Here is a 26884-nt window from a genome sequence, read left to right on the forward strand (position 1 = left end):
GTCGTATTGCTAATGAACGCGGGCAGATTTCTCCTTCGTCGAAATGACATCATAAACAATATCTATCTCAAGTACACATAAGTAATGCCATCGCCGCCTCGGTCGGCATGTTCATCTTCCATGCGGTCAACCTGGTCGTACTTTTTGAGGTAATCGCGAATTAGTTTTCTTAAAATACCATCGCCTTTGCCGTGGAGTATCTTGATGCTGTTAACGCTCATCATCAGGGCACGGTCGAGCATTTTTTCTATCGTATACAATGCTTCTTCGCCGCGCATGCCACGCACATCAATTTCCGGACTAAAACTCGAATAATCGCCCACGCTGGATGCCGACCTGCGCTTAACTTCTTTAGGTATTGATGAACTTGATACCTTTTGCACCCGCTTACGTTTGGCAACCGTACGCAGATCACCAATAGCAATCACCACGTTATCTTTATTAATTTCGATAACCTGTCCGGTAGTTTCTGAGTCGGTAAATTTCACCCAATCGCCTTTTTGTATATCCTCACTGTTAACGGCCGGTTTAATTGGTTCGGTTTTAACGGTGTTCTTTTTAAGCTCAACAGTTAAATTATCACGCAGCGCTTTGGTTTTTTCCTTATCAGCATTGCTGCTTTTAATTTCGGCAATGGTATTTTCCACCAGTTTATTGGCGTTAAGGATAATGCTTTGCGCCTGCTGCTTGGCTTCGCGTATCAGGTTCTTTTTGTTTTCTTCAAGATAGTCTTTAAGTTTAGCATTCTCAGCCAATAAGGTGTTCACCTTCTGTTGCTGACTGTTCAGCTTGATACGGGTATCGTAGATCTCTTTTTTCTCACGCTCCAGATCAACCAATAAGGTATCCACCTTTTTTTGCCCGGCGCTTATTTTGTTTTTTGCCAGGTTGAGCACATTGGTTGGCAGGCCGATCTTTTGAGCTATCTCAAAAGCGTAGGAGCTACCTGGTTTGCCAACTTCCAGTATATAAAGCGGTTTCATCTCCACGTTATTAAACAACATGGAAGCATTCTCTAAACCTTCGGTATTGCTGGCAAATATTTTAAGGTTGGAGTAGTGGGTGGTAACCATACCTTTTACCTTTTTATGGTTGAGTGATTCCAATACAGCCTCGGCAATCGGGCCGCCGAATTGCGGGTCGGTACCGGTACCAAACTCATCAATCAGTATCATGGTTTTGCCGTTGGCATTTTCGGCAAAGTATTTCATTTTTGAGAGGTGGGCGCTGTAGGTACTCAGGTCACTTTCGATAGACTGATCGTCGCCAATATCCACAAACAACTGTTTAAACACCCCCATGCGGCTGTTGCTATCAGCAGGGATAAGTAAACCGGCCTGTACCATCATCAACAGCAAACCAACAGTTTTCATACAAACCGATTTGCCACCGGCATTAGGGCCTGATACCACGATCACCCTGGAGTTTTCATCAATGTTAACGTTAAGCGGCACTACCGTACGCTGTTCCTTTTTAAAACTGAGGTAGAGTAACGGGTGGCGCGCGTTTATGAGATTTAGAGAAGCATCGTTAGTTAACTCAGGCAGCGAGCCGTCAATATCAATAGCGAACAAGGCCTTAGCCCGGACAAAATCGAGCTTGGTGAGCAGGCCGTGATAGGATAGCAGTAACGGCACATAGGGACGAAGCTCGTCGGTTAGCTGCGTAAGTATCTTCACAATTTCCCTGCGGCGCTCAAATTCAAGGTCGCGAACACGGTTGTTTAACGTAAATACCTCTTCGGGCTCCATATAAACGGTTTGCCCGGATGCCGATTCATCATGCACAAAACCTTTAAGCTTACGTTTATTTTCAGCTAATAGCGGTATACATAAGCGACCGTCGCGCACGGTGAGTGATCCGTCGGCCGTCCAGTTATTGGCGGCGGCGCTTTTAAATATCTGGTCAATTTTGCGGCGTGCTTCCTGCTCGGCTTTGGTTATGGAGCTGGTTATGTCCATCAAATCTCGTGAAGCGTTAGGCCTTATCTTTCCCTTTTCGTCAATTACCTGGCTTATCTTTTTCAATATTGATTTCTCGATAGGCAAGTGCTCAAACAGGGCTTCCAGGTTGGGGTATTGCCCCTCACGCTCATTAAAATAAGCGATCACCGCGAACACGGTTGACAGGGATGCCTGTACCTGGTAAAACTCCTCCTCACTTAAAAATGTGCCCTCGATACGTGCCTTGTTGGCCAGCGTTTTTATATCAAAAAAATGCTGAATAGGCAGGGCGGCATCATTGGTAAGTATATTTTTAAACTCAGCGGCCTGGCTTAAAAACTTTTTGATATTATCATAATTGTTCATCACCTGTATCTTGTCCACCATTTGGCGGCCCATGGTACTTAGGCAATGTGCTTTTATCAGTTCTTTAATCTCGTTAAATCCGAGTTTATCAGCACTGTTATTTGGGTATAACATTCCTCTTTATCCTTTTTACTGTATCTTTTACCAACCCGCGAGAGCGTAGCCTGGCAGAGTCGGAAGTTTGTACCGGCTTAGGGTTTACCGGTTTTAGTTTTTGTGGTTTCTTTTTCTGCTTTATAAGTAGCTTGTTCAGCGAGTCTGATCTTTTTTGCAGGCCTTTGCCTACCTCATCATAAATAGCCACCAGTTTTTCAACATCGCGGGTGTAGTACTTATAGCTGCGGGTAAATTGCGCCGAATCTATGCCATGTTTTTTAAATACCAGCAGGTATTTGCCAAGTCCGTACTTATACAAACTATCCGGTATACTTGGTACCATAAACATGGTTCCATTAACATTATGCACATCGATCAGCACATCGGCCATTTGTTTTTCGTCCAATATACCGTTGGGTTTATTATCACCGCAGGAACAAAAAACAGCTAAAGCTGAAAAAAACAGGACTATATATTTACGCATTATTTAATTTAGCGGCTTAATTGAGCAAAATTACGTATAAATATGAGCATTGCAGATAACATACGCGCTTTAAAAAACGAAACGGATGCCATAAATGTTGCATTGCTGGCCGTATCAAAAACAAAACCTGTTGAAGATATTATGGAGGCATATAATGCAGGGCAGCGTTTGTTTGGCGAGAATAACGTGCAGGAGCTTGCAGAGAAGTATGAACAACTGCCTAAAGATATTGAGTGGCACCTGATCGGACACCTGCAAACCAACAAGGTTAAATATATAGCGCCATTTATCAGCATGATTGAAGCGGTTGACAGCCTGAAACTTTTGCAGGAGATCAACAAACACGCTTTAAAAAATGAACGTGTTATTGATTGCCTGCTGCAAGTATATATTGCCGATGAGGAAACCAAGTTCGGCCTGCAGTATGAAGAGCTGATAGAGTTATTACGGTCGCCCGAGTTTGCCGAATTGAGCAATATTCGCATTCGTGGCTTAATGGGTATAGCTACCAATACAGACAGTGAGAAGCAGATCAAGGAAGAATTTTATGAGTTGCACACGCTGTTTGATGGTATTAAGCTGACTTTTTTCCGTAAAGAGGATAGCTTTAACGTACTGTCAATGGGTATGTCGTCCGACTATAAGATCGCTATTGAACAGGGTAGTAACCTGGTGCGCTTAGGCAGTACCATATTTGGCAGCCGGGTTATTAAACACTGGAAAAACAATTAAGCTATGAACCTGCATTTAAGAGTTGCCGTTAAGGATGATTGCCGCCGCATTTTAGAGCTGATTAATGAACTTGCCCTTTACGAGCGTGCCCCGCAGGAGGTAACCATTACCTTGCAGGAGTTGGAGGAAGCAGGCTTTGGCGTAAAACCGGTATGGAAGGCCTTTGTAGCCGAGATTGACGGATTGGTTGTTGGCTTCGCGCTTTATTATGTTCGTTTTTCGACCTGGAAAGGTTGCCGGCTTTACCTGGAAGATTTTTATGTAACTGAAACCATGCGCGGCCGTGGACTTGGCAAACTATTGTTTGACCGCATAGTGCAGGAAGCCCGGGAGCTTGGCTTTAACGGCATGAGCTGGCAGGTGCTTGACTGGAACGAACCGGCTATTAATTTTTACAATAAATATAACGCCGCCATTGAGGCGGGCTGGTTGAATGCATCGTTAAGTAAAGAACAATTAACGCGTTTTTAAAGTTATAATCAGCATGAAAACATTACGCTACCTTACTGTAATTACTGCCCTGCTAACCACTTTGGCATCATGCCAATGGGGGGATAATCATGTTGAGAACAAAGACGCTGTTTATAGGGATACGCTGAAGTATACCTACAAAACCATAAAACAACGCGCGGAGGACTGCGGCGAGAAAGCCGACAGCACCTGCACACATTTTGAGGTAAAGTACCCGGAGTTTGAAAGCCAGCAAAAACTGAACGACAGTATAGCACACAAACTATTGGTGCTTTTTGCTTATGATGGTAAGGCTGATAGTAGCTTAACCGCGTATGCTAAACGCTTTTTAGGCGAATATGAAACCTTTAAAAAGGAGAACCCGGATACCAAAATGTACTTTGAGCTGGATAGCCACGCCAATGTAGTTCACCAGGACTCGAACCTGGTTGCTATCGAGGTTGCGGGTTATGTATTTCAGGGTGGGGCACATGGTGCCAGTACAACGGTTTACATTAATTGGGATACAAAAGCGAATAAGGATCTGAAATTGGATGATCTGCTTATTGATGGTTACAGCAGCAAGCTTACTGCCATAGCCGAAAAGATATTCCGTAAGGAGGAAAAACTGAGTGATACGTCATCATTGGCTACTAATTACTTTTTTGACGGAAATAAATTCGCCCTTAACAGCAATTTTTTAGCAACACCAATAGGCTTAAAGTTTTTGTATAACCAATATGAGATAAAGCCTTATGCAGCAGGGCAAACGGAATTGCTGATACCATACGCGCAAATCAAATCACTGTTACGGCCTAATACCGTAATAACACAATACGTTAAATAGTAAATGCTTGTATTTAAATTCGGGGGTGCTTCTGTAAAGGATGCTGAGGGTATCATTAATCTGGGCGACATAGTTAAACAATATACCGGCCGGCAATTGGTTATTGTAGTTTCGGCTATGGGCAAAACAACCAATGCGCTCGAAGCACTTACCCTTGCCTATGTTGAACAGCATGATGATATGCATGCTATTTATGACGATATCAAAAGCTATCATTTTAATATTATTAACCGGCTTTTTGAGCCGGGGCATCCGGTTTATGATGATATTCAGAATACTTTTGTAGAGATAGACTGGATGATTGAGGATGAGCCGCACGATGATTATGATTTTATTTATGATCAGATCGTCTCTATCGGTGAACTCGTATCAACAAGGATAGTAAGCGCTTATTTAAATCAAATAGACATAGCCGGCAAATGGGTGGATGTACGCAGTTATGTACATACGGATAATACCTACCGCGAGGGCGTGGTTGACTGGCAAAAAACCTGCGAAGCAGTTGAGCAGGGCATACCGCCATTATTGCAAAAAGGCATAGTGGTTACACAAGGCTTTTTGGGTGGAACGTCTGAAAATTTCACGACCACACTCGGCCGTGAGGGATCTGATTATACCGCATCCATATTCGCCTCATGCCTAAAGGCTGAGTCGGTTACAACGTGGAAGGACGTGCCCGGCATATTGAATGCCGACCCGAAGCTGTTTGCAGATACTGTTAAGTTTGATGAACTAAGCTATAATGAAGCCATTGAGATGACTTATTATGGCGCTTCGGTTATCCACCCAAAAACCATTAAACCCCTGCAAAACGCGGATATTCCGTTGCTGGTCAAATCATTTAATCAGCCTGGTGAACCGGGCACAGTTATAAAAGAAGGTGTAATACCCATTTTCACCAGGCCGGTTGTTATTGTAAAAAAGGATCAGGTGCTGATCTCTATCGCCACTAAGGATTACTCATTTATTACCGAAGATCACCTGAGCGGTATATTTGCTTTGCTTGCCAAGCATCACGTAAAAACCAATGTGCTGCAAACATCGGCGTTAAGTTTTTCTGTTTGTATTGATCTTAATGCCGAACGATTAGAGCGATTATTAAACGATCTGAATCAGCAATTCAAAGTAAAATATAACGATGGCCTAAGCTTACTTACATTAAGGCATTACAAAGCCTTTTCTGTAGAGCAATACATCAACGGAAAAGAAGTATTGCTTGAGCAGCAAAGCCGGAATACGGCACAGTACGTACTTCGTTAAACAAAATATGCCCGGTAATTATTACCGGGCATATTTTGTTTAACGTGTTTATGTCAATTAGTCCATCACCAACACTCCGTCGGCCATTATTTGAATATCCTTTTTAGGTTGTGTTATCTTAGCTATTTCCTGTTTGCTTTTGCCTGCATCTGCTGCAAAATGCTGCAGGCGCTCAACGCTTACTGTTTTTACTTTTGCGGTGCCATCAACCACAACGGTCTTGCCTACTATGTTTTGCGGCATAAAAAAGGCATAGTCGGTAAAGCGCACCATTATAGAGCCACCGTTAGTCTGGGTAAGCGTCATGAAACAGCCTTTCTTTTTACAAACTTCAACCACCTTGCCTGTAATTTTACCTTTGTAAACCGAGTCTTTAGCCAGTTTGGTATTCAATTCTGTTAAGGCTATGGAGTTGGCGGCAGTAATTTTGTCACCATAAGTAACGCCCGGCGCGGCAGGTATAATTTCGTCTTGCGCGAAACTTGCCATCGTAATAAACAAGCTGGCGGCAATTAAAAACAATGCTTTCATAAGTACCTAATATGTAGTTTAATACAAAGGTAATAAAAATTCCGGATGGCTTTTAGGGTCAAAAAAGGTATATTTGAGAATGAAGAAAATGTCAACCTTCTCTAAAAGGACCATTATCACCAACACTATTCTCATTACACTCGGTATACTTTCAGCAACATTCGGACTAAAGGGTTTTCTGCTTTCCAGTCATTTTATTGATGGCGGCGTTACCGGTATTTCCATGTTGCTTTCCAATATTTTTGGCATACCGATAGCCATACTCATATTTGTTATCAATGTGCCTTTTTTATGGCTGGGCTATAACAAACTGGGTACGCTTTTCGCCATAAAAAGTACGGCTGCCATTGCCGGCCTTTCATTAGCGTTGGCTTTTATCAATGTGCCCGATGTTACTTCAGATAAATTACTTACAGCGGTATTCGGCGGTTTGTTTATTGGCGTGGGTATCGCATTGGCAATCAGGGGCGGGGCAGTGCTGGACGGTACCGAAATCGCCGCCCTGCTGGTAAGTAAAAAAGCACAGGTAGTTAAGGTAAATGATGTTATTCTGATCTTTAATGTGGTTATCTTCCTGACAGCCGCTAAATTCTTGGGCGTAGAGTCGGCACTGTATTCTATCCTAACTTACCTTGCAGCATCAAAAATGATTGATGTAATATTGAATGGTTTGGAGCAATACACCGGCATTACGGTTATATCTACCAAAAGCGAACTGATCCGCCGTATTATAACCAACCAGCTTGGCCGTGGCGTCACCATTTACCAGGGTAAAAGCGGTTATGGTAAGGATGGCGAGATGAACGATACACGTGATATTGTTTTTACTGTAGCCACCCGCCTCGAAGTACCTTCTATTAAACAGGTTATTTTAGAGATCGATCCGAAAGCGTTTATTGTATTACAAAGCATTGAGGATACTACCGGCGGTTTATTAAAACGCAAGGGATTGCACTAATGCATATTTGTACTAATGAAATGTAGCCTTACCTTTTTATTGGCATTGTTAATTTATAGTGCTACCTATGCACAAGTTGTAGAGGGTACAGTTGCCGATTCAAAAACCGGGCAGCCACTGGCCTACGTTAATGTCGGTATCATAGGCAAATCAGCAGGTACGGTTACTGATGACAATGGCCATTATAAAATAGACCTGAATGGCAGCACGAATGATTCGGTCAAGATATCAATGATCGGCTATCAACCAAAAATGTTATTATCCTCCTCGTTTGCATCAGGCTACCAGGGGAAATCTCTTCAACTTGAGCCGGACAATATCAAACTCAAAGAAGTCACCATTAAGCCCAAAAAATGGAAGACAGCCATATTAGGTAACACAACCAAGTCAAAATCATCAAATTCCGGTTTTTCAAGTAGCAGGTTGGGCCACGAGTTAGGTCGAATTATAAAAATAAAGCGTTCACCAACTTATATTAAAGGTTTTAATGCCGCCATATCATCAGGCCCGGCAGACTCAGTAAAGCTACGGCTTAACTTTTACAGTATTAAAAATGGCTTGCCCGATCAGATACTTCAGCATCAAAACATATTTATTACTGTACATAAAAATGATGAGCAGGTCAGCATTGATTTGGAGCAATACAATATTTATGTAGAAGACGACTTTTTTGTTAGCCTCGAGTGGATACAATCCGCACGCGGTGGCATCATGTTTTCATCAAGCTTTTTGAGCGGTCCCTTTATATGGCGCGAAACCAGCCAGGCCAGATGGGAAAGGGTAGGTATTGGAGGCTTAGGTTTTAATGTATTGGTTGAATATTAAAAAGAAATAGCCGCAATTTGTATTGCGGCTATTTCTTTTTATTTAAGATTTTTAAAACTGCTTGCGTGGCCGTTTTGGCTTGTTACCATCATTGCTGTATGATGATGATCCATGGCGCTCCACCTTGGCATACGTAGGTGGCCTGAAACCTCCCGGCCTTTGTGGTTTTCTAACAGGCGCGGCTTCTTCAGGCGGTACAATATTTATCTTTAATTCCTTATCGCCGTAGGCAGTACCTTGTAGTGCTTCCATAATACGTTCAGCACCTTCAATATCTGTAATCTCTAAAAACGAATATCCTTTTGATTTTTTGGTTTGCCTGTCTCGTACCATTTTTATGGTAGCAACCTGGCCATAGGGGCTAACAAGCTGCACCAGTTGCAGCTCATCCATATTCGGCGGATGCCCGCCAATAAATAGTTTGACCATTGTCTTTTTTAAATGATTAGATGTAAGTTCAAATATATGTATTTGTTACCAAAACGTAAATACTAACAAGCAGGTATTTATTGCTCAATAAATATTTAAGATGTGTACTAAATGCATATAAATCAATATGATGATAGTCGCATTTTAAAATAGTTACATTTGTTAATATAATATTGATAAAGGTTAAAATAATACAATTTGTTTTGAATAATTAAAATCACTTTTATAGCACTTGAATTGCTTTGTAATATAAAGCAATCGATTGCAGTAAGCCTCCGGCACAAACTATTATAAACCAAATGAATAAAAGCAAACGCATTATATTTAGCGTGCACATGGCCGTGTGGTTATGCGGCACATTCGCTGTTAAAGCCCAGTCCAACGGGCAACTCAACAAATTGCCGTTGAGTGATCTTTCGGCGTTCAAGCCTGCCAAAAGCTGGCAAATAGCGGGCGATGTATTTATGGAGCCCGATAAGCCAAATAATATACGTATAGTAAAAGGATCAGGCATCCTCGTTAATACATCCAATGACAAAAAACAGGGGGAAGATCTGTTATTCAACCTTCAGCATGGCGACCTTGACCTGGAGATGGATTACATGATGGCTCGTGGATCAAACTCAGGGATCTATCTGCAAGGATTATATGAGATACAACTTACCGACAGTTGGGGCGTTACGGATGTTAAAGCCGGTGATAACGGCGGTATTTACGAACGTTGGGACGATGCTAAACCCGAAGGGCAAAAAGGTTTTGAGGGGCATGCGCCGCGCCAAAATGTTACCCGTGCACCGGGTTTATGGCAGCACATCAAAATATCATTCCAGGCACCCCGGTTTGATGCCTCCGGCAAAAAAACAGAGAACGCACGAATAATAGCGGTTGAGCTTAATGGTATAAAGATACAAGAGGATGTAGAGCTTTCAGGGCCTACGCGCGGCGCTTTAAGCAACCAGGAAACGGCTACAGGGCCTTTACGCTTGCAGGGCGATCATGGTTCGGTGGCTTTTCGAAATATTAGCTACACTGTGTTTGATAAACCACGGCCCGAACTACAAAACCTTGCTTACACCGTTTACAAGGGCAGGTTTGATAACGAGCCTGATTATAAAACAGCCGCGCCAGAAGCAAAAGGGACTTCGGTTTTACTATCATCAAACGTAAGCACGCTGCAAAACGATTTCCTGATCCATTACACTGGCGATATAAAAGTTGCTGAACCCGGCGAATATACCTTTAACCTGAGCATTCCGGGCGGCAGCGGCGTTATGCGCATTGCCAATAATGTGGTTGTGCCTTTAAACGATAACCGCAGCACAGGTAAGGTAACGCTAAAAGCAGGCGTAACCCCGTTTGACCTGTATTACTCAAAGGTGGTTGACTGGGCTAAACCGGCGCTGGGGCTTGCAGTAGCCGGGCCGGGTGTACGCGAGTACCTCATCAGCGATGCAAATGTTACCTCTTCGGATATGATCGACCCGATACTGATCAACGTAACCGGCAAAAATTCATTACTGCGTTGTTTTATTGACCTGGAAGATGGCAAGCGGGTTACCCACGCCATTAATATAGGCAGCAGCGCACAGGTGCATTATACTTATGACGCCGATAACGGCATGCTGGTACAGCTATGGCGCGGCGGCTTTTTAGATGCTACCCCAATGTGGCATGAGCGCGGCGACGGTTCATCTCGCGCTATTGGGTACGCGCTGCAATTTGGCAGTGCCATGCCCGCTATTGAACGGCTGGATAAACCCGATGCGGCCTGGCGTACAGATACGGCCGGTAGCGGTTATAAACCCGGTGGCTACACGCTGGACAAAGATAAAAAGCCAACTTTTAGGTACACTACCTATGGCAGTCAGGTTACTGATGCAACAACCGTTTTGGCGGAAGGTCATGGTATTGAACGGACTGTTGAGGTATCAGATCCCAAAGACAAACTTTATTTAAAAGTTTTAACAGCCAATAAAATAGACGACATGGGGAAAGGCTGGTATTTAATTAACGACAAAGGTTATTACCTGCATTTAAATGATGAAAGCAGTAAACCCATCATCCGCGATAGCGGTAGCAAAAAGGAGCTGATAGTACCTGTCACTAAAAAAGTAACCTATTCCATACTATTTTAATAACTGAACATGAACCGTATTTTTAAATATATTAAGCAGGTAACAGCCATACATTCATTAGGTTTATTAAGCCTTATGGTGCCGGCCACCTGTTTCGCTCAGGCAGAATCAGCCAAGGAAGATGATTACTTTAAGATCATGCGTGTACCTGCCCCGGAAGGTAATATACTGGAAGTTGGTGGCCTTTGCATGATGCCTAACGGCAACCTTGCCGTATCAACCCGCCGCGGCGACATTTTTATAGTGGAGAATCCATCAAGCCAGCGCCCGTTCTTTCGCAAATTCGCATCGGGTTTGCACGAGGTGCTGGGTGTGGCTTACAAAAATGGCTCGCTATACTGCGTGCAGCGCGGCGAGCTTACCAAAATGACCGATACCGACATGGATGGCGTTGCCGATGACTTTAAAACCATTTACGCCTGGCCGCTATCGGGTAATTATCATGAGTACAGCTTCGGGCCAAAACTGGCTGCCGACGGATCTTTCTTTGTTACGCTTAACCTGGGTTTTCCGCCAACCTGGTGGATACCTAAAAGCATGGTGCCATGGCGTGGCTGGGCACTGCATATTTTTGAGGATGGCCGCGTAGAGCCATGGGCGGCGGGCATGCGTTCGCCATGCGGTATCAGTATGATAGATGATGAACTTTTTTATACTGATAATCAAGGTGATTGGGTTGGCTCTGGCAGTATAATGCCGGTTAAAAAAGGCTCCTTCATGGGGCATCCGGCCAGTTTGGTATGGGCCGGTTTACCCGGTTCACCGGTTAATATTACCTCAGAACAATTCTTTGCTAAAAACAAATTGCGTGAGGAGTTTGACAAGGCAGGCAAACCGGTTAAACCCCAAAACATCGTTAACGAAAAATTTAATACCGAGTTTGAAATGAAGCAGAGCTTTCCGCAATTGCAATTGCCTGCTGTTTGGCTGCCTCATGGCATACTGGGTATATCAAACTCCGAAATAGTTAAAATACCGCAAGGTGTTTTCGGTCCGTTTGAAGGCCAGCTTTTGGTAGGCGATCAGGGCCAAAGCATGGTAAGCCGTGTGTTTATGGAAAAAATAAACGGCGAATACCAGGGAGCGGCATGGCCTTTCCGCAGCGGTTTTCAATCGGGTGTGGTACGCCTGGCCTGGGGTAAGGATGGTTCGCTGTTCGCGGGTGAAACCAACCGCGGCTGGGGTTCGGCCGGCGAAGCTACTGAAGGTTTACAACGCCTGGTGTGGAATAATAAAGTGCCTTTTGAAATGCGTGCCATCCGCGCCATGCCTGATGGTTTCGAGATTGAATTCACCAAACCGGTTGATAAGAAAACCGCGGAGGATATTGCCTCATACTCGGTAGAAAGCTATATCTACAAGTATCACAGCGTTTATGGCAGTCCGCCGGTTAACGAGCAAAAGTGCCCTATACTCGGCGTTAAAGTCTCCGCCGATGGGTTGAAGGCCAGGTTAATTGTAAGTAAACTGCGCCGCTATTACATTCACACAATTACCATTGATGGCGTGCGCGATGTGGAAAATTCATTTTCACTCGTTCATCCTACAGGATATTATACTTTAAATAATATACCCGAAGGCCAAAAATTAAGCATGGCCGGGGTAAGTACTAAAAATACAGCCGCTAAAAAAGTAACTGTTGCTTCCAAAAAAGCTACAAAAGGCAGCGCCGCTAATCCGGGGACTACCAAAGCTGCTTCAAATAAAGTACCTACTTATGCCGATGTAAAGGGAATACTGACCAAAAACACCTGTTTGGCTTGCCATAACGCTAATACCCGCCAGGTAGGGCCGGCTTATGTTGATGTAGCCAAACGCAAATATAGTGTTGAGCAGATCATAGCCCTGATCCATGAGCCTAAACCGGAGCATTGGCCGGATTATTCAACACCTATGCCGCCTATGCCGCAGGTGCCTAAAGAAGATGCCCGCAAAATTGCCTTATGGATAAACTCTCTTGATAATAACGATAAGCCATGAAGATATTTTATATAGCGAGCGCTATCAGCCTGTGTGCGTTAACCGTAAATGCGCAGAATGCAAAACCGGAAGATACCGAGGTATGGTCGCCTGAGCCAAAGGTGATCACGCCTGCCAAAGTATTAGGCGGCGCCCCATCAGATGCCATTGTTTTGTTTGATGGCAAAAACCTGGACGAATGGATATTACAAAACGACAGCACCTCTACCCAAAAATGGAAACTGGCCGACGGTGCCATGACGGTTGATAAAAAGCTGGGCGATTTGTGCACCAAACGTAAGTTTACTGATTACCAGTTGCATATTGAATACCGCATACCAACCGTTATATATGGTAACGGGCAGGGCAGGGGCAACAGCGGCATCTTTTTAGCGGCTTTGCCATGGGGCGCGGGTGGTTATGAATTGCAGGTTTTGGATAATTACCAAAACAAAACCTATGTAAACGGACAAGTGGGGAGTATTTACAAACAATCTATCCCGCTGGCTAATGCCGCCCGTAAACCCGGCGAATGGCAAACTTATGATGTAGTATGGACGGCTCCCCGTTTTAACGATGATGGCAGCCTTAAATCTCCCGCTCGGGTTACGGCCATACATAATGGCGTATTGGTGCAAAATAATTACACGTTAAAAGGTGACACACCTTACATCGGGCAGCCGGCCTACAAGGCGCATGGCGCGGCACCTATCAAACTACAATCGCACGGCGATCCAAGTGAGCCTATCAGCTATCGTAATATATGGGTTAGGGAACTGTAATAATAAGACTATCTATAAAAAGAATGGCTGCTTGTCAAAAAACAAGCGGCCATTCTTTTTTTAAAAATCAGCAGTGGTATTGCTTTTCAATTAACTTTTATATATTTGGTATAACCAATTATTTAAATATTAAGTTTCTCTTAACCGGGGACTTACTTGTACTTCCTTATGGTGCCCGGCACCTAAACTGTTGATGTGCTTCTTTTTTTGTATCCGCCCTTATGGTGGATAGCTATGCATTGTTCGCTAAATCAATTTGCCTATGGATAAACCGTGTTCTCTTCTTTAGTAACAAAAACCAATTAATCCTAAAAACCAAATTATGAAAACAAATTTAATGCTGAGAAGTGCTGCGATCGCGGCATCAGGAGCTTTTATGCTCTTAATTTCTGCCTGTAAAAAGGATGCTGCACCCGTAGCCGATCAAATTAAAACCAAGCCAACCAAACGTGCCGATGCTTTAGGTGCCAGCGGCCCTAAAAGTGTATGTTATGTTGAAGTGAATTATAATGACCTGCGCAACGTAGGTTACTACAAGCTATCAACCGGCGAACAGTTGTTTGATATTGGTATCATCTTCGCTGCAAATATCAATTACAACACCTCAACCCAAACTGCACAGCTTTACTTTAATCCGCAGGTTACCAATGTACTTGCCAACCGTAATACCTACGTACAGCCTTTGCAGGACAGGGGTATAAAAGTGCTGCTATCCATCTTAGGTAATCACCAGGGGGCGGGTATCTGTAATTTTCCAAACCAGGCAGCCGCTCAGGCATTTGCCCAGCAGTTAGCCAACGCAGTTAATACCTATAATTTAGATGGTATTGACTTTGACGACGAATATTCAGATTATGGAGCAAACGGAACTGGCCAACCCAACTCAAGTTCATTTGTTTACCTGGTAACCGCATTGCGCCAATTGTTGCCTAACAAAATAATCTCGTTTTACTATTACGGGCCGGCAGCATCACGCTTGTCATACAATGGTGTTACCGTAGGTTCAAAAATAAACTATAGCTGGAATGCCATGTATGGCACTTATTCGGTACCAAACGTACCGGGCTTAAGCACAGCAAACCTTGGCCCTGCAGCTATTGATATTCAACAAACCAGCTCAACTGTTGCCGCTAACCTGGCAACGCAAACCGTTAACAATGGCTATGGTATTTACCTTGCGTATAATTTGCCTAATACTGATGTGCATACCTATCTGTCAAGCTTCTCTAATCCGTTATATGGCAAAGCTACGGTGTACGATACCAGCATCGGTACCGGTGTGCGCTTTTTTGCGGATGCCAATTACGGTGGCTATGGTACAGGTATAATTCCGAAAGGAACCTACTCACTTACCCAACTTGAAAAATTTGGTTTTGTGAATGACTGGGCATCATCCATAAAAATTCCAAGCGGTTGGACGGTAACCATGTATGCGGATAATAATTCCACAGGCCAATCATGGACACTTACATCCAACAACTCCAATTTTACAGCCATTTCGCCGAACGCTAACGATCTGGTAACATCTGTAAAAATTCAATAATTACTTTAGATCAAAGCCTTTTTGGTTATCAGAAAGGCTTTGATCTTCTATCAACCAACCAATTATTTACTAACTATGAAAAAGCAAACTATCTTACTGCTGTTATCTTGTTTTGCATTAATCATTATATTCGCCGTCGGTTGTAAGAAAAATGAACCGTTAGCCAAAGAGGATATATCAGCTTTGAACGGAAACAAACGTGTTGACGCTATACCTACACTCAGCGAGGCACTTGTGGCAATGCAGGTGTACAATAATAATTTTTACAACCAATACGGCACTTACGGATCATCATTCAAAGCCTATTACTGGAAAGATCAGAACCATACCGGCCGCATGGACTTTTGGACGCAGGCTGAGGCTATCGAAATGTTTATTGATGCTTATGATGCCAACCCAAGTCAGGACTTTAAGAATAAGATTCATTACCTGTACAACGGCATGCGCGACGGTTATGGCACCAACTGGGCTAATAACGAATTTAACGACGATGTTATTTGGGGAGCATTAATGTGTGTACGCGCTTATGCCATAACTAATGATGGCGGTATGCTGGATATGGCCAAAGCTAATTTTGATTTGGTTTGGAACCGTGCCTGGGATACCCAGCTTGGTGGCGGCCTGTGGTGGAAAACAGACAAGCAATCTAAAAACGTTTGCGTAAACGCCCCGGCTGTTATTTGCGCCATGAAGATCTATCAGGCTACCGGTAATGTTGATTATAAAAACAAGGCCAAAATGATTATGGACTGGATGGTAGGTAAGTTTTATAACTCCAACGGTGAGGTTAAGGGTGCTGTTAATGCTGCCAATGTAATAACTGAAGGTACGCGCACTTATACCCAGGGTACATTTATCGGCGCGTGCGATGTGTTGCGCAACGATTATCCCTCGGTTAACTACCTTACCATGGCTAATAATGTGATGAACCACACCAAGAACAACATGTGTAATTCGGCAGGTATATTGCCTGATGAATACGACACGGGCGATACGCAGGGCTTTAAGGGTATTTTTGTACGTTGGGCATGTATCTATGTGGAGTCCGCAAACCTGCAAAGCACCTTTGGCCAATGGCTGGATAATAACGCTACCGCGGCATGGTCGGTACGTAACTCAAACGGAATAATGTGGGGCAAGTGGGGTGTACGCACACCTGATACAGGTGTACGCAATGCTTTTGAAACCCATAACGGCGTATCCATGCTTAACAATGTTTACCGTTATCATTGATTACAGTAAACCTATTGATCGTTTTCTGATCTAATAAAAAGCCCTTATTAGCTAACTGGTAAGGGCTTTTTATTGATGAATTGACTTATTATAACTTTTAAAACCGAACATCCTCTGTATCGAAAGCGAACACTGTATTGAAATAATTAATTTGCAACTGCATGTGATACAGACTTTTGCTTAATCGGCATATATTTTGAAAATTCCGCATATATAGCTTGAAGCTTTAATTGAGTTGCAAGTAAACACAAACTAATATTGATTGAGATATGATACAGAATTATTTTAAAATGGCCTGGCGCAGCATTTTGAGCAATAAGTTGTTTACCATGCTTAACATAGCCGGCCTGGCCATAGGCATGTGTGTTTGTATCTCTCTTTTTGCCTGCATTAACTATGAGTTGAGTTTCGACCGCATGTTTAAAAATTCAAAGAATATTTACCGGGTAAACATGCAAACCACCGAGCCCTACAACTTCCAGGTATGGGCGCAGATACCTAATGCGGTTGGGCCGGCCATTGCGCAAGCTATACCGCAGGTAAAAGCGGCTACCCGTCTTATCAAGCACGATTTTGGTGCCTCAGTTTCTATCAAAACAGATAATAAGAATTTTACGGAAAAGGGGCTGTACATGGCCGACTCAACAGTGTTCAATATATTTGATATCAATTTTGTTGAAGGGAATGCAGTTACGGCATTCGCACAGCCTAAATCAATTGTTATTTCGCAAGCGGCTAAAGACCGCTTGTACGGTAAAGAGGCGGCCTTTGGCAAACTGATCTACGTAAATAATCGCGATACACTGCATGTATCAGGCGTTTATGCCAACCTGCCAAATAACAGTACTATTGATTGCGACATGATCTATAACATTATGGATACGTGGGCCGGTAAAGATGTGTACTGGAGCAATGCCAGTTACGAAACTTATTGCCTGCTGCAACCCAAAGCTAACGTTGCACAGGTACAGGCCGCCGCTACCGCGCTGATAGATAAAAATGTTGAGAAGGATAACAAATATTTTAGCCGATTTATACTACAGCCATTAGCTGACATTCACCTTTATTCCGGTGATACAAGAGAAGGTTATTCATCCCGTATGGGGAGTATTACTACGGTAAAGGCATTGATATTCTTGTCATTGCTGGTACTGCTTATAGCTTGTATAAACTACATGAACTTAGCTACTGCCCGCTCGCAAAAGCGCGCGAAGGGCGTAGGTGTAAATAAGGTTTTAGGTGCCAACAAGCAACATTTGCTGGCCTTGTTTTATACTGAAACAGCTTTGCTATCCTTAATTGCCATTGTGATAGGTTACTTGCTGGCTGTTGTGCTGGCACCGGTTATAACCCATATTACCGGTATTGAGCTGGGTGCAGCAGCGTTTTTAACGCTACCTGTTTTACTTAGTTTGTTAACTATATGGTTGTTTGTCACTTTAATAGCAGGTAGTTATCCGGCTTTTTCTATGTCGGGCATATCGCCGCTGGTTTTAATGAATAAGCTAAAACTAAAAAACTCCTTCGCTGATTTACTTCGCCGCTCGTTAGTGGTGTTTCAGTTCGCATCATCCATCGTGCTGATTATTTCGGTGATCGTGATCTTACAGCAAATGCAATATATCCGCAATAAGGATCTGGGTTACAATCCTAACGGTATTGTATCTGTCAGTATCAAATCAGCAGAGAACAAACAGCAGGTAACCGCCTTTATGAATGACCTTCGCGGTATGTCAGGTGTTCAGAGCGTTTCGGCGGTTCAAGCTATTCCGGGTGATGGTGAGAGTGGCAGAAGTATCAAAAGATTATCTACAGATAAAGAAAGCCTGCCGGTAAAAACCTGTAATACCGATGGATCGATAGTGAATACGATGCAATTAAAGCTGCTGGCCGGTAGTTCGTTACCGCAAACGCTTGCTAAGGACGACACCAATTGCTATGTACTGATCAATGAGGCCGTGCTAAAATATCTTGGTTTCAAATCTCCGCAGGAGGCTATCGGCAAACATATTGGTACCGAAATGCTTAAAAGGGCTATAGTAACCGGCGTTGTTCAGAACTTTAATTACCAATCCTTAAAAAACGAAATAGGCGGTTATGTGTACTATAGCATGAATAAAGCACCCGAATCACAACAGAACTTGCTGATCAGGTACGATGCTAAAAACCTATCCGGTTTTATGCAGCAGGTACAACGTGCTTTTAAAGCCGATATGCCTAATTCGAGTTTTGATTACCAGTTTGTGGATAGCTATATTCAAAATCTATACGTATCTGAACGGAATACCGCCAGCACCATTACGGCGTTTTCATTACTGGCCATTTTTGTTGCCTGTTTGGGTTTGTTTGGCCTGGCTGCCTTTGTTGCAGAGCAGCGTACTAAGGAGATCGGCATTCGCAAAGTGCTTGGTGCAAGCGTATCAGGTATTACTACGTTATTGACAGGCGATTTCCTGAAACTCGTAATCATATCTATCCTTATCGCCTCGCCATTGGCCTGGTACGCCATGAATAAATGGCTGATGTCTTTCAGTTATCGGATAAGTATTAACGTATGGGCTTTCATCATCGCAGGTGGGGTGGCTGTTTTATTCGCCTTGCTTACCATCAGTTCGCACGCTATAAAAGCGGCTTTGGCTAATCCGGTAAAAAGTTTGAGAACGGAATAGTGCTTTTGTAATTCATGTCATCAAATTCTGATAATTGCCTAATTCTGTAATTTCTGATCAGGAATAATTATCTTTGCGGATTGACAATGAACAGGAAAGTAGCATTTTATACACTGGGCTGTAAGCTTAATTATTCGGAAACTTCGAGTATCGGCAGGTTATTTAACCAGGCGGGTTATGATACCGTTGATTTTACTGATACGCCCGATGTTTATGTGATCAACACCTGTTCTGTAACTGAAAATGCTGATAAAAAATGTAAGAAAATAGTTAAGGAGGCCTTAAAAGTTTCACCTAACGCTTACATAACTATTGTTGGCTGCTACGCCCAGTTAAAGCCCAAAGAGATAGCCGAAATACCGGGTGTTGATATGGTGCTTGGCGCTGCTGAGAAATTCCAGATCATCGATCATATTACTGATCTTACCAAGCAGCCGAAGGCGCTGGTATATAACCAGCCGGTTTCTGAGGCTAATGAGTTTGTTCCGGCGTATTCATTTGGTGACCGTACCCGTACTTTCCTTAAAGTTCAGGACGGTTGCGATTACTCATGCACCTTTTGTACCATACCTTTAGCTCGTGGTGCCAGCCGCAGCGATACCATTAAGAATGTACTGGAGCAGGCAAGGCAAATTGCTGCGTCAGGCGTTAAGGAGATCGTCCTTACCGGCGTGAACCTTGGCGATTTTGGTATCCGTAATGGCCAGCGCGAAGATAAATTTTTTGACCTGGTAAAAGCGCTTGATGAGGTTGAAGGGATTGACAGGATACGCATCTCATCCATCGAACCCAATTTGCTTACCGACGAGATCATTAAGTTTGTATATACCTCTAAAAGGTTTGTGCCGCATTTTCATATTCCGCTGCAATCGGGCTCTGATAAAATATTAGGCTTGATGCGCCGCCGTTACAAGCGTGCTTTGTATGCTGATAGGGTAGCGAAGATCAAGGCCATAATGCCCGACTGCTGCATAGGTGTAGATGTTATTGTGGGCTTTCCCGGCGAAAGCCGAGAGGATTTTGTAGATACCTATAACTTTTTGAATGGTATGGATATTTCATATCTGCACGTGTTTACCTATTCGGAACGTGAAAACACACTTGCCGCCGAAATGACAGGCGCTGTACCCGGCTCAACCCGTACCGACAGAAGCAAGATGCTGCATATCCTGTCTGACAAGAAACGCCGTGCCTTCTACGAAGGCCAGCTCAATAAAACCGAAGAGGTATTGTTTGAGGGTGATATTAAGGACGGCTTTATGCATGGTTTTACCCGTAACTATGTAAAGGTAAAGGCCAAGTATGATCCTGTATTGGTTAACGAACTTAAAACCGTGCATTTAACAAATATATCACCGGACGGTGATGTAGAAATTACAGAAGCTGTTGAGGTATTAGTGCATTAAAAGCATATATTCGTCCTCAAAATACTGCTTATGTTTCCTACCATATCCGAGCTGATACAATATCTTACCGGGTTAAACGTACCACCATTACCTATACAAACTTTTGGTTTTTTTGTAGCGATAGCCTTTATGGCTGCATACTGGGCTTTTGTTCAGGAATTTAAGCGCCGCGAAGCGCTTGGCCAGATACATCCCATACAAAAAACAATAACCGTTGGTGAACCACTTTCGTTAGCGGAGATGGTAGGGAATGGCGTGTTTGGTTTTATTATCGGCTACAAGGTTTTAGATGCCATATTGAATTATCATGACCTGGTAAATGATACGCAAACCTTTCTGCTCTCTACCCGCGGCAATTTGCTTGGGGGTATAGTACTTGCCGCTGTATTTGTTTATTGGGCTTATGCCGAAAATAAAAAGCAACGCCTGCCTCAACCTGTACAGCAGCAGGTATTGGTGCATCCGCATGAGTTAATGGGTAACATTTTGCTTTGGGCTGCAGTTTTCGGTTTTGCAGGTGCCAAGCTGTTTAACGCGCTCGAAAATTGGGATGCTTTCATGGCCGATCCGGTAGGGATGCTTATCGGTACCAGCGGATTAACTTTTTATGGCGGGTTAATTTGCGGCGGCGCAGCGGTACTATATATCGCCAACAAAAATGGCATTAAACCGCTAACCATGCTTGATATTGGCGGCCCCGGCATGATGCTATCTTACGCGGTAGGCCGTATTGGCTGCCAGATGGCTGGTGATGGCGACTGGGGTATCACCAACCTTGCACCAAAACCAGACTGGCTCAGTTGGGCACCTGATTGGATGTGGGCATTTAAATATCCGCACAACGTTAATAGCGAAGGTATACCCATACCAGGCTGCATTGGCAAGTATTGCCACGAATTGCCGCAACCGGTTTTCCCTACACCATTTTATGAGGTAATTATGTGCCTTATTCTGTTTTTGGTGATTTGGGGTTTGCGTAAAAAAATAACCAAACCTGGTGCTCTTTTCGGTATCTATTTAATATTGGCAGGAGTTGAGCGTTTCTTTATAGAGCTTATCCGTGTCAATACAAAATACCATTTGTTCGGTATATCATTTACCCAGGCCGAAATGATTTCGTTGTTTATGGTTATTGGCGGGGCGATATTGATTGCGAGAAGCGATAATAAAAAAGAGCAGTCGGCATAAATAATACGTTCAAAAATACATAGATATGAACTTGCAGGAAATTGTATTAAGCACGGTTGAACTGGCTAAACAGGTTGGTGATTTTATCCGCCAGGAAAGAAAAACCTTTAGTACGGATAAAATAGAATACAAGGGCCTTAATGACCTGGTATCATACGTGGATAAAACCGCTGAGCAGCAATTGGTTGCCGGGCTTGAAAAAATACTGCCCATTGCCGGTTTTATTACCGAAGAGAAAACATCAACCAAAATAGGTCAGGTGTACAACTGGATCATCGATCCGCTGGATGGTACAACCAATTTTATACATGGCTTGCCTATATTTTCTATCAGCATTGCTTTAAAGGAGTATGATGAGCTGGTTGCAGGCGTGGTTTATGAGGTTAACCTGGATGAATGCTTTTATGCCTGGAAAGGTGCACCGGCTTATCTTAATGGTACGGAGATCAGGGTGAGTAATACGCCAACACTCGAATGTAGTTTATTAGCGACAGGTTTTCCTTACTATGATTTTGGCAAGCAGGATCAGTATATCCAATTATTTGCCGAACTGATGAAAAGCTGCCATGGTTTGCGCCGCATAGGCTCTGCCGCGGTTGATCTGGCATATACAGCTTGTGGGCGCTTTGGTGCTTTTTATGAATATAACCTTAACGCCTGGGATGTTGCCGCGGGTATTGTAATTGTTAAACAAGCCGGCGGGCAAGTAGTAAACTTTAAAGGCGGTGACGAGGTTATAGAAACCCGTGAGCTATTAGCCACCAACGGCAAAATTACTGACGAAATGCTGCACGTTATTCAAAAGTATTTTAATTGAGGATTTCTTAGATTGATTTCACTGATAAAATTGCATTAAAATAAAAGCTCCCATGAATTAGATTTCATGGGAGCTTTTGGTTTGTATTAGGCTAATGCTACTTAAATCAGGTTAACGCTGCGGTTAACAAACTCGGTAAGTTCAGGGCCGGTTAATAAGCCTTGCGATAGCAGGGCCAAATCAAATGCCTGTTTAGCCAATTGCGATTGTGCATCATCACTTTCGGCTTCCAATATCCGGCTGATCAGTTTATGATTGCCGTTTACTATCACCTTATAGTTATCGGGCATATTGCCATAGAAACCCATACCGCCGCCCATAGCTGCCATATCTTTCATGCGGCGCATAAATTCGTCCATAGTTACTGTTACCGGTAACTCGTCAGGGCTTAGGCTTTCCAGTTCAACACGATAGGCTGGTTTGTTAATGGCTTTGGTAAATATCTCTTTAACTTTGGTGGTTTGCTCTTCCGTCAATACTGTTTCAGGTGCATCATCTTTTTTAATCAGCTTATCAGCTACATCGGCATCCACGCGTTTAAGTGATGTTTTATCCAGCTTTTGCTCCAGGTGGCTGATGAAGTGATTATCAATAGGAGAGTTCATCAACAATACATCATAACCTTTTTTATTGGCTGATTGTATAAATGAATCCTGCTTGGCGGCATCATTGGTATAAATGTATACCAGTTGGCCATCTTTATCGGTTTGAGTCGCTTCTACCTTTTCTTTGTATTCGTTCAGCGTAAAGTTTTCGTTGTTAGTATTGCTTAACAATACAAAATCTTTAGCCTTTTCGTAGAACTTCTCTTCACTTACAAAACCGTATTTAACAAACAGGCCAATATTGCTCCATTTTTCTTCGTATGCTTTACGGTCTTGCTTGAATATTTCGGTCAGTTTATCAGCAACTTTTTTGGTGATGTAGTTGTTGATCTTTTTAACGTTGCTATCGGCCTGTAAAAAGCTACGCGATACGTTAAGCGGAATATCCGGCGAATCAATTACACCATGCAGCAACATTAAAAACTCAGGTACAATATCCTTTACCTCATCGGTGATAAACACCTGGCGCGAGAACAGTTTAATCTTGTTACGCTGTACTTCAAAATCATTTTTTAATTTAGGGAAGTACAGTACACCGGTTAGGTTGAACGGATAGTCCACATTCAAATGAATCCAAAACAGCGGATCTTCAGAGAACGGATACAGCTCCTTGTAGAATTTCAGGTAATCCTCATCCTTTAACTCGTTCGGTGCTTTGGTCCAGATGGGGTTGGTATCATTTATAATGTTGTCAACTTCAGTGGTTTTGTATTTCGGTTTACCTTCCTCGTCAACACCATCTTCTTCTTCCTGCTCGTTAGTGCCGAATTTAATTGGCACAGGTAAGAATTTGCAGTATTTGTCTAATATCTGCTGAAGCTTGTGCTTATCTAAAAATTCTTCCGATTCGCTGTTAATATACAGGGTGATCTCGGTACCGCGCTCCTCCAACACACCATCGCCTATTTCAAATTCGGTACTGCCGTCGCATACCCAGAAAGCCGGTTTAGCACCATCCTGGTAGGATAGGGTTTGAATCTCCACATTATCGGCCACCATAAACGCTGAATAGAAGCCCAAGCCAAAACGACCGATGATCTCATTGGCATCTTTGGCTTCCTTGAATTTCTCCATAAATTCAGTAGCGCCTGAAAATGCGATCTGGTTAATGTATTTCTTGATCTCTTCGGCAGTCATACCAATACCGTTATCAGATATGGTGATGGTTTTGGCATCCTTATCAAAAGCAACCTCAACACGCAGGTCATCAACCGGGCCATTGTACTGGCCTAATGACGAAAGGCGTTTTAGCTTTTGTGTAGCATCAACCGCGTTTGATACCAGCTCACGCAAAAAGATCTCGTTATCCGAGTAAAGAAACTTTTTAATTATCGGGAAAATATTCTCGGTGTGGATTGAAATTGTGCCTTTTTCTTGCATAATTCTATAATGTTATAATTTTAATAATGATCGGTACATCGCAAATATCAATGCCTGTTCCAAAGTGTGTTTGGTTGTCAAATTGGCAGTGATATCGAAGATTTAGCTTGATGCGGAAAAAATATCACACATTTTTCATGTAATTACTGTTACTTAGCACAAATTTTCAATCACTTTGTTAAAAACAAAATAAACCACTCATGAAAAAACTTACACTTATAGTGGCCTTCTTTTTCGGGGCTACTTATTTCGCGTCAGCGCAGCTTATCCCAACTTTTCAGTTTGGCGCTAAAGCGGGTGTCAACCTGTCAAGCTTCGGTCTATCAAATAATAATTTTGACGGTGCCAACCGTGCCGGTTACCTTGGCGGTTTTTGGGCAAGGGTAGGAGGTTTAGGCTTCCACTTTCAACCCGAACTATATCTTACCGGTAAAAACGTGAAAATAGAGCAGGAAAATGCCGGTGTAACCACTGTTAACAACGTAAAATTTACCAGTATTGACGTGCCTTTATTAGTAGGTACCAAGGTTGGTGCATTAGGTTTTGGCGGCCGTTTTTATACCGGTCCGCTTATTTCATTTAAAATAAGCGACGATCAAAGCTTTGGCAACGCGGTAGGTAACGCGGTTACGCTTACTGATATTAAAAACCAAAACTTTGCCTGGCAGGTAGGTGCCGGTGTTGACATCCGCGAACTGTCTATCGATCTGCGTTACGAGTATGGCCTGACCAAACAAACTTATAATGAGGGCAATTCAAAAGCCCGCATCAATTTGTTCAACCTTACATTGGCTTACAAAATATTCTCGATGTAATTTGAATGATAGATTATTAAAAAACGAAGCAGGCTCCCAAATAAGGAGCCTGCTTCGTTTTTCGTAGCGCTTACTTTAAGCATGTTCAATAGCGTGTTTAAGGGCGGCATTATGTTTGTACTTAAACACAAACGGAAATACAACCGCTATGGCCAGCGCATAACCCGCGAAGGTAAGCCATATACCATTCCAGTCCTTAGTATTATCAGGATTGGTGAAAAATCTATCGATCAGGAAACCGCTGGCTAAACTGCCAAATACGGCACCAAAGCCGTTAACCATCATCATAAATAAACCTTGTGCGCTGCCGCGAATTTCGGGCGTGGTTTGGGTTTCAACAAACAGAGAGCCTGATATATTGAAAAAATCAAACGCCATACCATACACAATGCACGATAAAACGATCATCCACAAACCATCCGCAGGATTACCAAAGGCAAACAATCCGAAACGCAATACCCAGGCCAGCATACTAAACAACATTACGTATTTGATGCCAAACTTGCGCAAAAAGAAAGGAATAGCCAGGATGAATATCGTTTCAGAAAACTGGGATATAGACATGATAATGGCCGGGTATTTTACTGCCCAGGTGTTTTTGTAGGCTTCTACCTCGGCAAAGCCATGTATGTAGGTATCGCCGTAAGCATTAGTTAGCTGCAAAGCCGCGCCAAGCAATAGCGAAAAAGCGAAAAAGATGGCGAAACGCGGATCTCGTAATAGCTTGAACGCGTTTAATCCTAAGCTGCCGGATGCAAGTACCCCCGTAGCTTTATTGAGCATTGGCCTGGCTTTCGGCAGGGTAAACGCGTATAATCCTAAAGCCATCGCCACGCTGCCGGCTATATAAAATTGATTAGCCGATGTTTCATTTTTGCTGATACTTACTACCCATAATGCCACGATAAAACCAACTGTACCCCAAAAACGGATAGGGGGATAATCAACCACCACATCCTTTTTTTCGTTTTTAAGGGCCGAATAAGCTACGGTTATGGACAAAGAAAGCGTAGGCATGTAAAAGAACATATTGATCAGCATCACCCAAAAAAATGTGAACGGATTGGTTACCATTGGCAGGCAAAAAAGCACCAGGCCGCCACCAATATGCATTATGCCGTAGAGTTTTTCAGCGTTGATATACCTGTCAGATACAATACCGGCTAATGCAGGCATAAATATAGCTGATATGCCCATGGTTGAAAATATAGCGCCAAACTGCGCGCCCGACCAATGTTTGTTTTGAAACCAGTATGCACCTATGGTGAGCAACCACGCCCCCCAGATAAAAAACTGCATAAAGTTCATCAGTATTAAGCGAAACTTAATATTCATAAGGGCTTGAGTAGTATAAAAAGTCAGTTAATTTCAAAAGCGGAAAGTAACGAAATATCGGGATAATAGAAAGCGTTTATGAGGATTAACGTTAAA

Annotated in this window: 22 protein-coding genes; 16 read left to right on the top strand and 6 right to left on the bottom strand. The window is 43.1% G+C overall.

Annotation, left to right across the window (positions count from 1 at the left end; genetic code table 11):
- Nucleotides 1-62 precede the first annotated feature (62 nt).
- Both AC3WJC_RS08245 and AC3WJC_RS08250 read right to left on the bottom strand, forming a co-directional pair.
- Nucleotides 63-2423, bottom strand: coding sequence for an endonuclease MutS2 (locus AC3WJC_RS08245; protein ID WP_492398601.1), 2361 nt, complete (start codon nt 2421-2423; stop codon nt 63-65).
- Complete coding sequence (locus AC3WJC_RS08250) at nt 2407-2889, bottom strand: DUF4296 domain-containing protein (protein ID WP_492398602.1); 483 nt, start codon at nt 2887-2889, stop codon at nt 2407-2409. The genes AC3WJC_RS08245 and AC3WJC_RS08250 overlap by 17 nt, the downstream gene beginning before the upstream one ends.
- A gap of 42 nt (nt 2890-2931) precedes the next feature.
- On the opposite strand from AC3WJC_RS08250, the gene AC3WJC_RS08255 reads away from it, so the two are divergent.
- The 4 genes from AC3WJC_RS08255 to AC3WJC_RS08270 are packed head-to-tail and all read left to right on the top strand — an operon-like array spanning nt 2932 to nt 6178.
- Nucleotides 2932-3621: a YggS family pyridoxal phosphate-dependent enzyme gene (locus AC3WJC_RS08255; RefSeq protein ID WP_492398603.1), complete on the top strand. Its 690-nt coding sequence runs from the start codon at nt 2932-2934 to the stop codon at nt 3619-3621.
- Between the two features lie 3 nt (nt 3622-3624).
- Nucleotides 3625-4092 (top strand): GNAT family N-acetyltransferase, encoded by a 468-nt coding sequence (locus tag AC3WJC_RS08260; RefSeq protein ID WP_492398604.1) that lies wholly within the window; start codon nt 3625-3627, stop codon nt 4090-4092.
- 13 nt (nt 4093-4105) lie between these two features.
- Nucleotides 4106-4918 carry a DUF3298 and DUF4163 domain-containing protein gene (locus AC3WJC_RS08265; RefSeq protein WP_492398605.1) on the top strand — a complete coding sequence of 271 codons (813 nt, stop codon included), beginning with the start codon at nt 4106-4108 and terminating at the stop codon, nt 4916-4918.
- A gap of 3 nt (nt 4919-4921) precedes the next feature.
- Entirely contained in the window at nt 4922-6178 is a 1257-nt protein-coding gene (locus tag AC3WJC_RS08270; protein WP_492398606.1) for an aspartate kinase, read from the top strand.
- Nucleotides 6179-6235: 57 nt separating this feature from the next.
- Here the strand turns inward: AC3WJC_RS08270 and AC3WJC_RS08275 are convergent, their stop codons facing one another.
- Entirely contained in the window at nt 6236-6709 is a 474-nt protein-coding gene (locus tag AC3WJC_RS08275; protein ID WP_492398607.1) for a DUF4920 domain-containing protein, read from the bottom strand.
- 79 nt (nt 6710-6788) lie between these two features.
- On the opposite strand from AC3WJC_RS08275, the gene AC3WJC_RS08280 reads away from it, so the two are divergent.
- Entirely contained in the window at nt 6789-7667 is an 879-nt protein-coding gene (locus AC3WJC_RS08280; RefSeq protein ID WP_492398608.1) for a YitT family protein, read from the top strand.
- 15 nt (nt 7668-7682) lie between these two features.
- A complete protein-coding gene (locus tag AC3WJC_RS08285; RefSeq protein WP_492398609.1) occupies nt 7683-8492 on the top strand; it encodes a carboxypeptidase-like regulatory domain-containing protein in 810 nt (269 codons plus the stop codon).
- A gap of 51 nt (nt 8493-8543) precedes the next feature.
- Here the strand turns inward: AC3WJC_RS08285 and AC3WJC_RS08290 are convergent, their stop codons facing one another.
- Nucleotides 8544-8921, bottom strand: coding sequence for an RNA recognition motif domain-containing protein (locus AC3WJC_RS08290; protein ID WP_492398610.1), 378 nt, complete (start codon nt 8919-8921; stop codon nt 8544-8546).
- Between the two features lie 299 nt (nt 8922-9220).
- On the opposite strand from AC3WJC_RS08290, the gene AC3WJC_RS08295 reads away from it, so the two are divergent.
- The 9 genes from AC3WJC_RS08295 to AC3WJC_RS08335 all read left to right on the top strand — a co-directional run bounded on the left by AC3WJC_RS08295 (nt 9221) and on the right by AC3WJC_RS08335 (nt 22653).
- Nucleotides 9221-11056, top strand: coding sequence for a 3-keto-disaccharide hydrolase (locus AC3WJC_RS08295; RefSeq protein ID WP_492398611.1), 1836 nt, complete (start codon nt 9221-9223; stop codon nt 11054-11056).
- A gap of 9 nt (nt 11057-11065) precedes the next feature.
- On the top strand, nt 11066-13036 hold the full coding sequence (locus AC3WJC_RS08300) for a c-type cytochrome (RefSeq protein ID WP_492398612.1): 1971 nt from the start codon (nt 11066-11068) through the stop codon (nt 13034-13036).
- Nucleotides 13033-13797: a 3-keto-disaccharide hydrolase gene (locus AC3WJC_RS08305; RefSeq protein WP_492398613.1), complete on the top strand. Its 765-nt coding sequence runs from the start codon at nt 13033-13035 to the stop codon at nt 13795-13797. The genes AC3WJC_RS08300 and AC3WJC_RS08305 overlap by 4 nt, the downstream gene beginning before the upstream one ends.
- A gap of 322 nt (nt 13798-14119) precedes the next feature.
- Nucleotides 14120-15340, top strand: coding sequence for an endo-beta-N-acetylglucosaminidase H (locus AC3WJC_RS08310; protein ID WP_492398614.1), 1221 nt, complete (start codon nt 14120-14122; stop codon nt 15338-15340).
- A 75-nt stretch (nt 15341-15415) separates the two neighbouring features.
- Nucleotides 15416-16573 carry a glycoside hydrolase family 76 protein gene (locus AC3WJC_RS08315; RefSeq protein WP_492398615.1) on the top strand — a complete coding sequence of 386 codons (1158 nt, stop codon included), beginning with the start codon at nt 15416-15418 and terminating at the stop codon, nt 16571-16573.
- A 269-nt stretch (nt 16574-16842) separates the two neighbouring features.
- Nucleotides 16843-19242 (top strand): ABC transporter permease, encoded by a 2400-nt coding sequence (locus tag AC3WJC_RS08320; protein ID WP_492398616.1) that lies wholly within the window; start codon nt 16843-16845, stop codon nt 19240-19242.
- 86 nt (nt 19243-19328) lie between these two features.
- Nucleotides 19329-20648 (top strand): tRNA (N(6)-L-threonylcarbamoyladenosine(37)-C(2))-methylthiotransferase MtaB, encoded by a 1320-nt coding sequence (gene mtaB / locus AC3WJC_RS08325; RefSeq protein WP_492398617.1) that lies wholly within the window; start codon nt 19329-19331, stop codon nt 20646-20648.
- A 30-nt stretch (nt 20649-20678) separates the two neighbouring features.
- A complete protein-coding gene (locus AC3WJC_RS08330; RefSeq protein ID WP_492398618.1) occupies nt 20679-21836 on the top strand; it encodes a prolipoprotein diacylglyceryl transferase in 1158 nt (385 codons plus the stop codon).
- Between the two features lie 25 nt (nt 21837-21861).
- On the top strand, nt 21862-22653 hold the full coding sequence (locus tag AC3WJC_RS08335; protein ID WP_492398619.1) for an inositol monophosphatase family protein: 792 nt from the start codon (nt 21862-21864) through the stop codon (nt 22651-22653).
- Nucleotides 22654-22754: 101 nt separating this feature from the next.
- On the opposite strand, the gene htpG is transcribed toward AC3WJC_RS08335, so the two are convergent.
- A complete protein-coding gene (htpG, locus tag AC3WJC_RS08340) occupies nt 22755-24638 on the bottom strand; it encodes a molecular chaperone HtpG (protein WP_492398620.1) in 1884 nt (627 codons plus the stop codon).
- Between the two features lie 200 nt (nt 24639-24838).
- On the opposite strand from htpG, the gene AC3WJC_RS08345 reads away from it, so the two are divergent.
- Complete coding sequence (locus AC3WJC_RS08345; RefSeq protein WP_492398621.1) at nt 24839-25453, top strand: porin family protein; 615 nt, start codon at nt 24839-24841, stop codon at nt 25451-25453.
- 75 nt (nt 25454-25528) lie between these two features.
- Here the strand turns inward: AC3WJC_RS08345 and AC3WJC_RS08350 are convergent, their stop codons facing one another.
- A complete protein-coding gene (locus AC3WJC_RS08350; protein ID WP_492398622.1) occupies nt 25529-26788 on the bottom strand; it encodes a nucleoside permease in 1260 nt (419 codons plus the stop codon).
- Nucleotides 26789-26884: the final 96 nt, after the last annotated feature.

The sequence above is a fragment of the Mucilaginibacter sp. FW306-07-L genome (assembly GCF_058782065.1).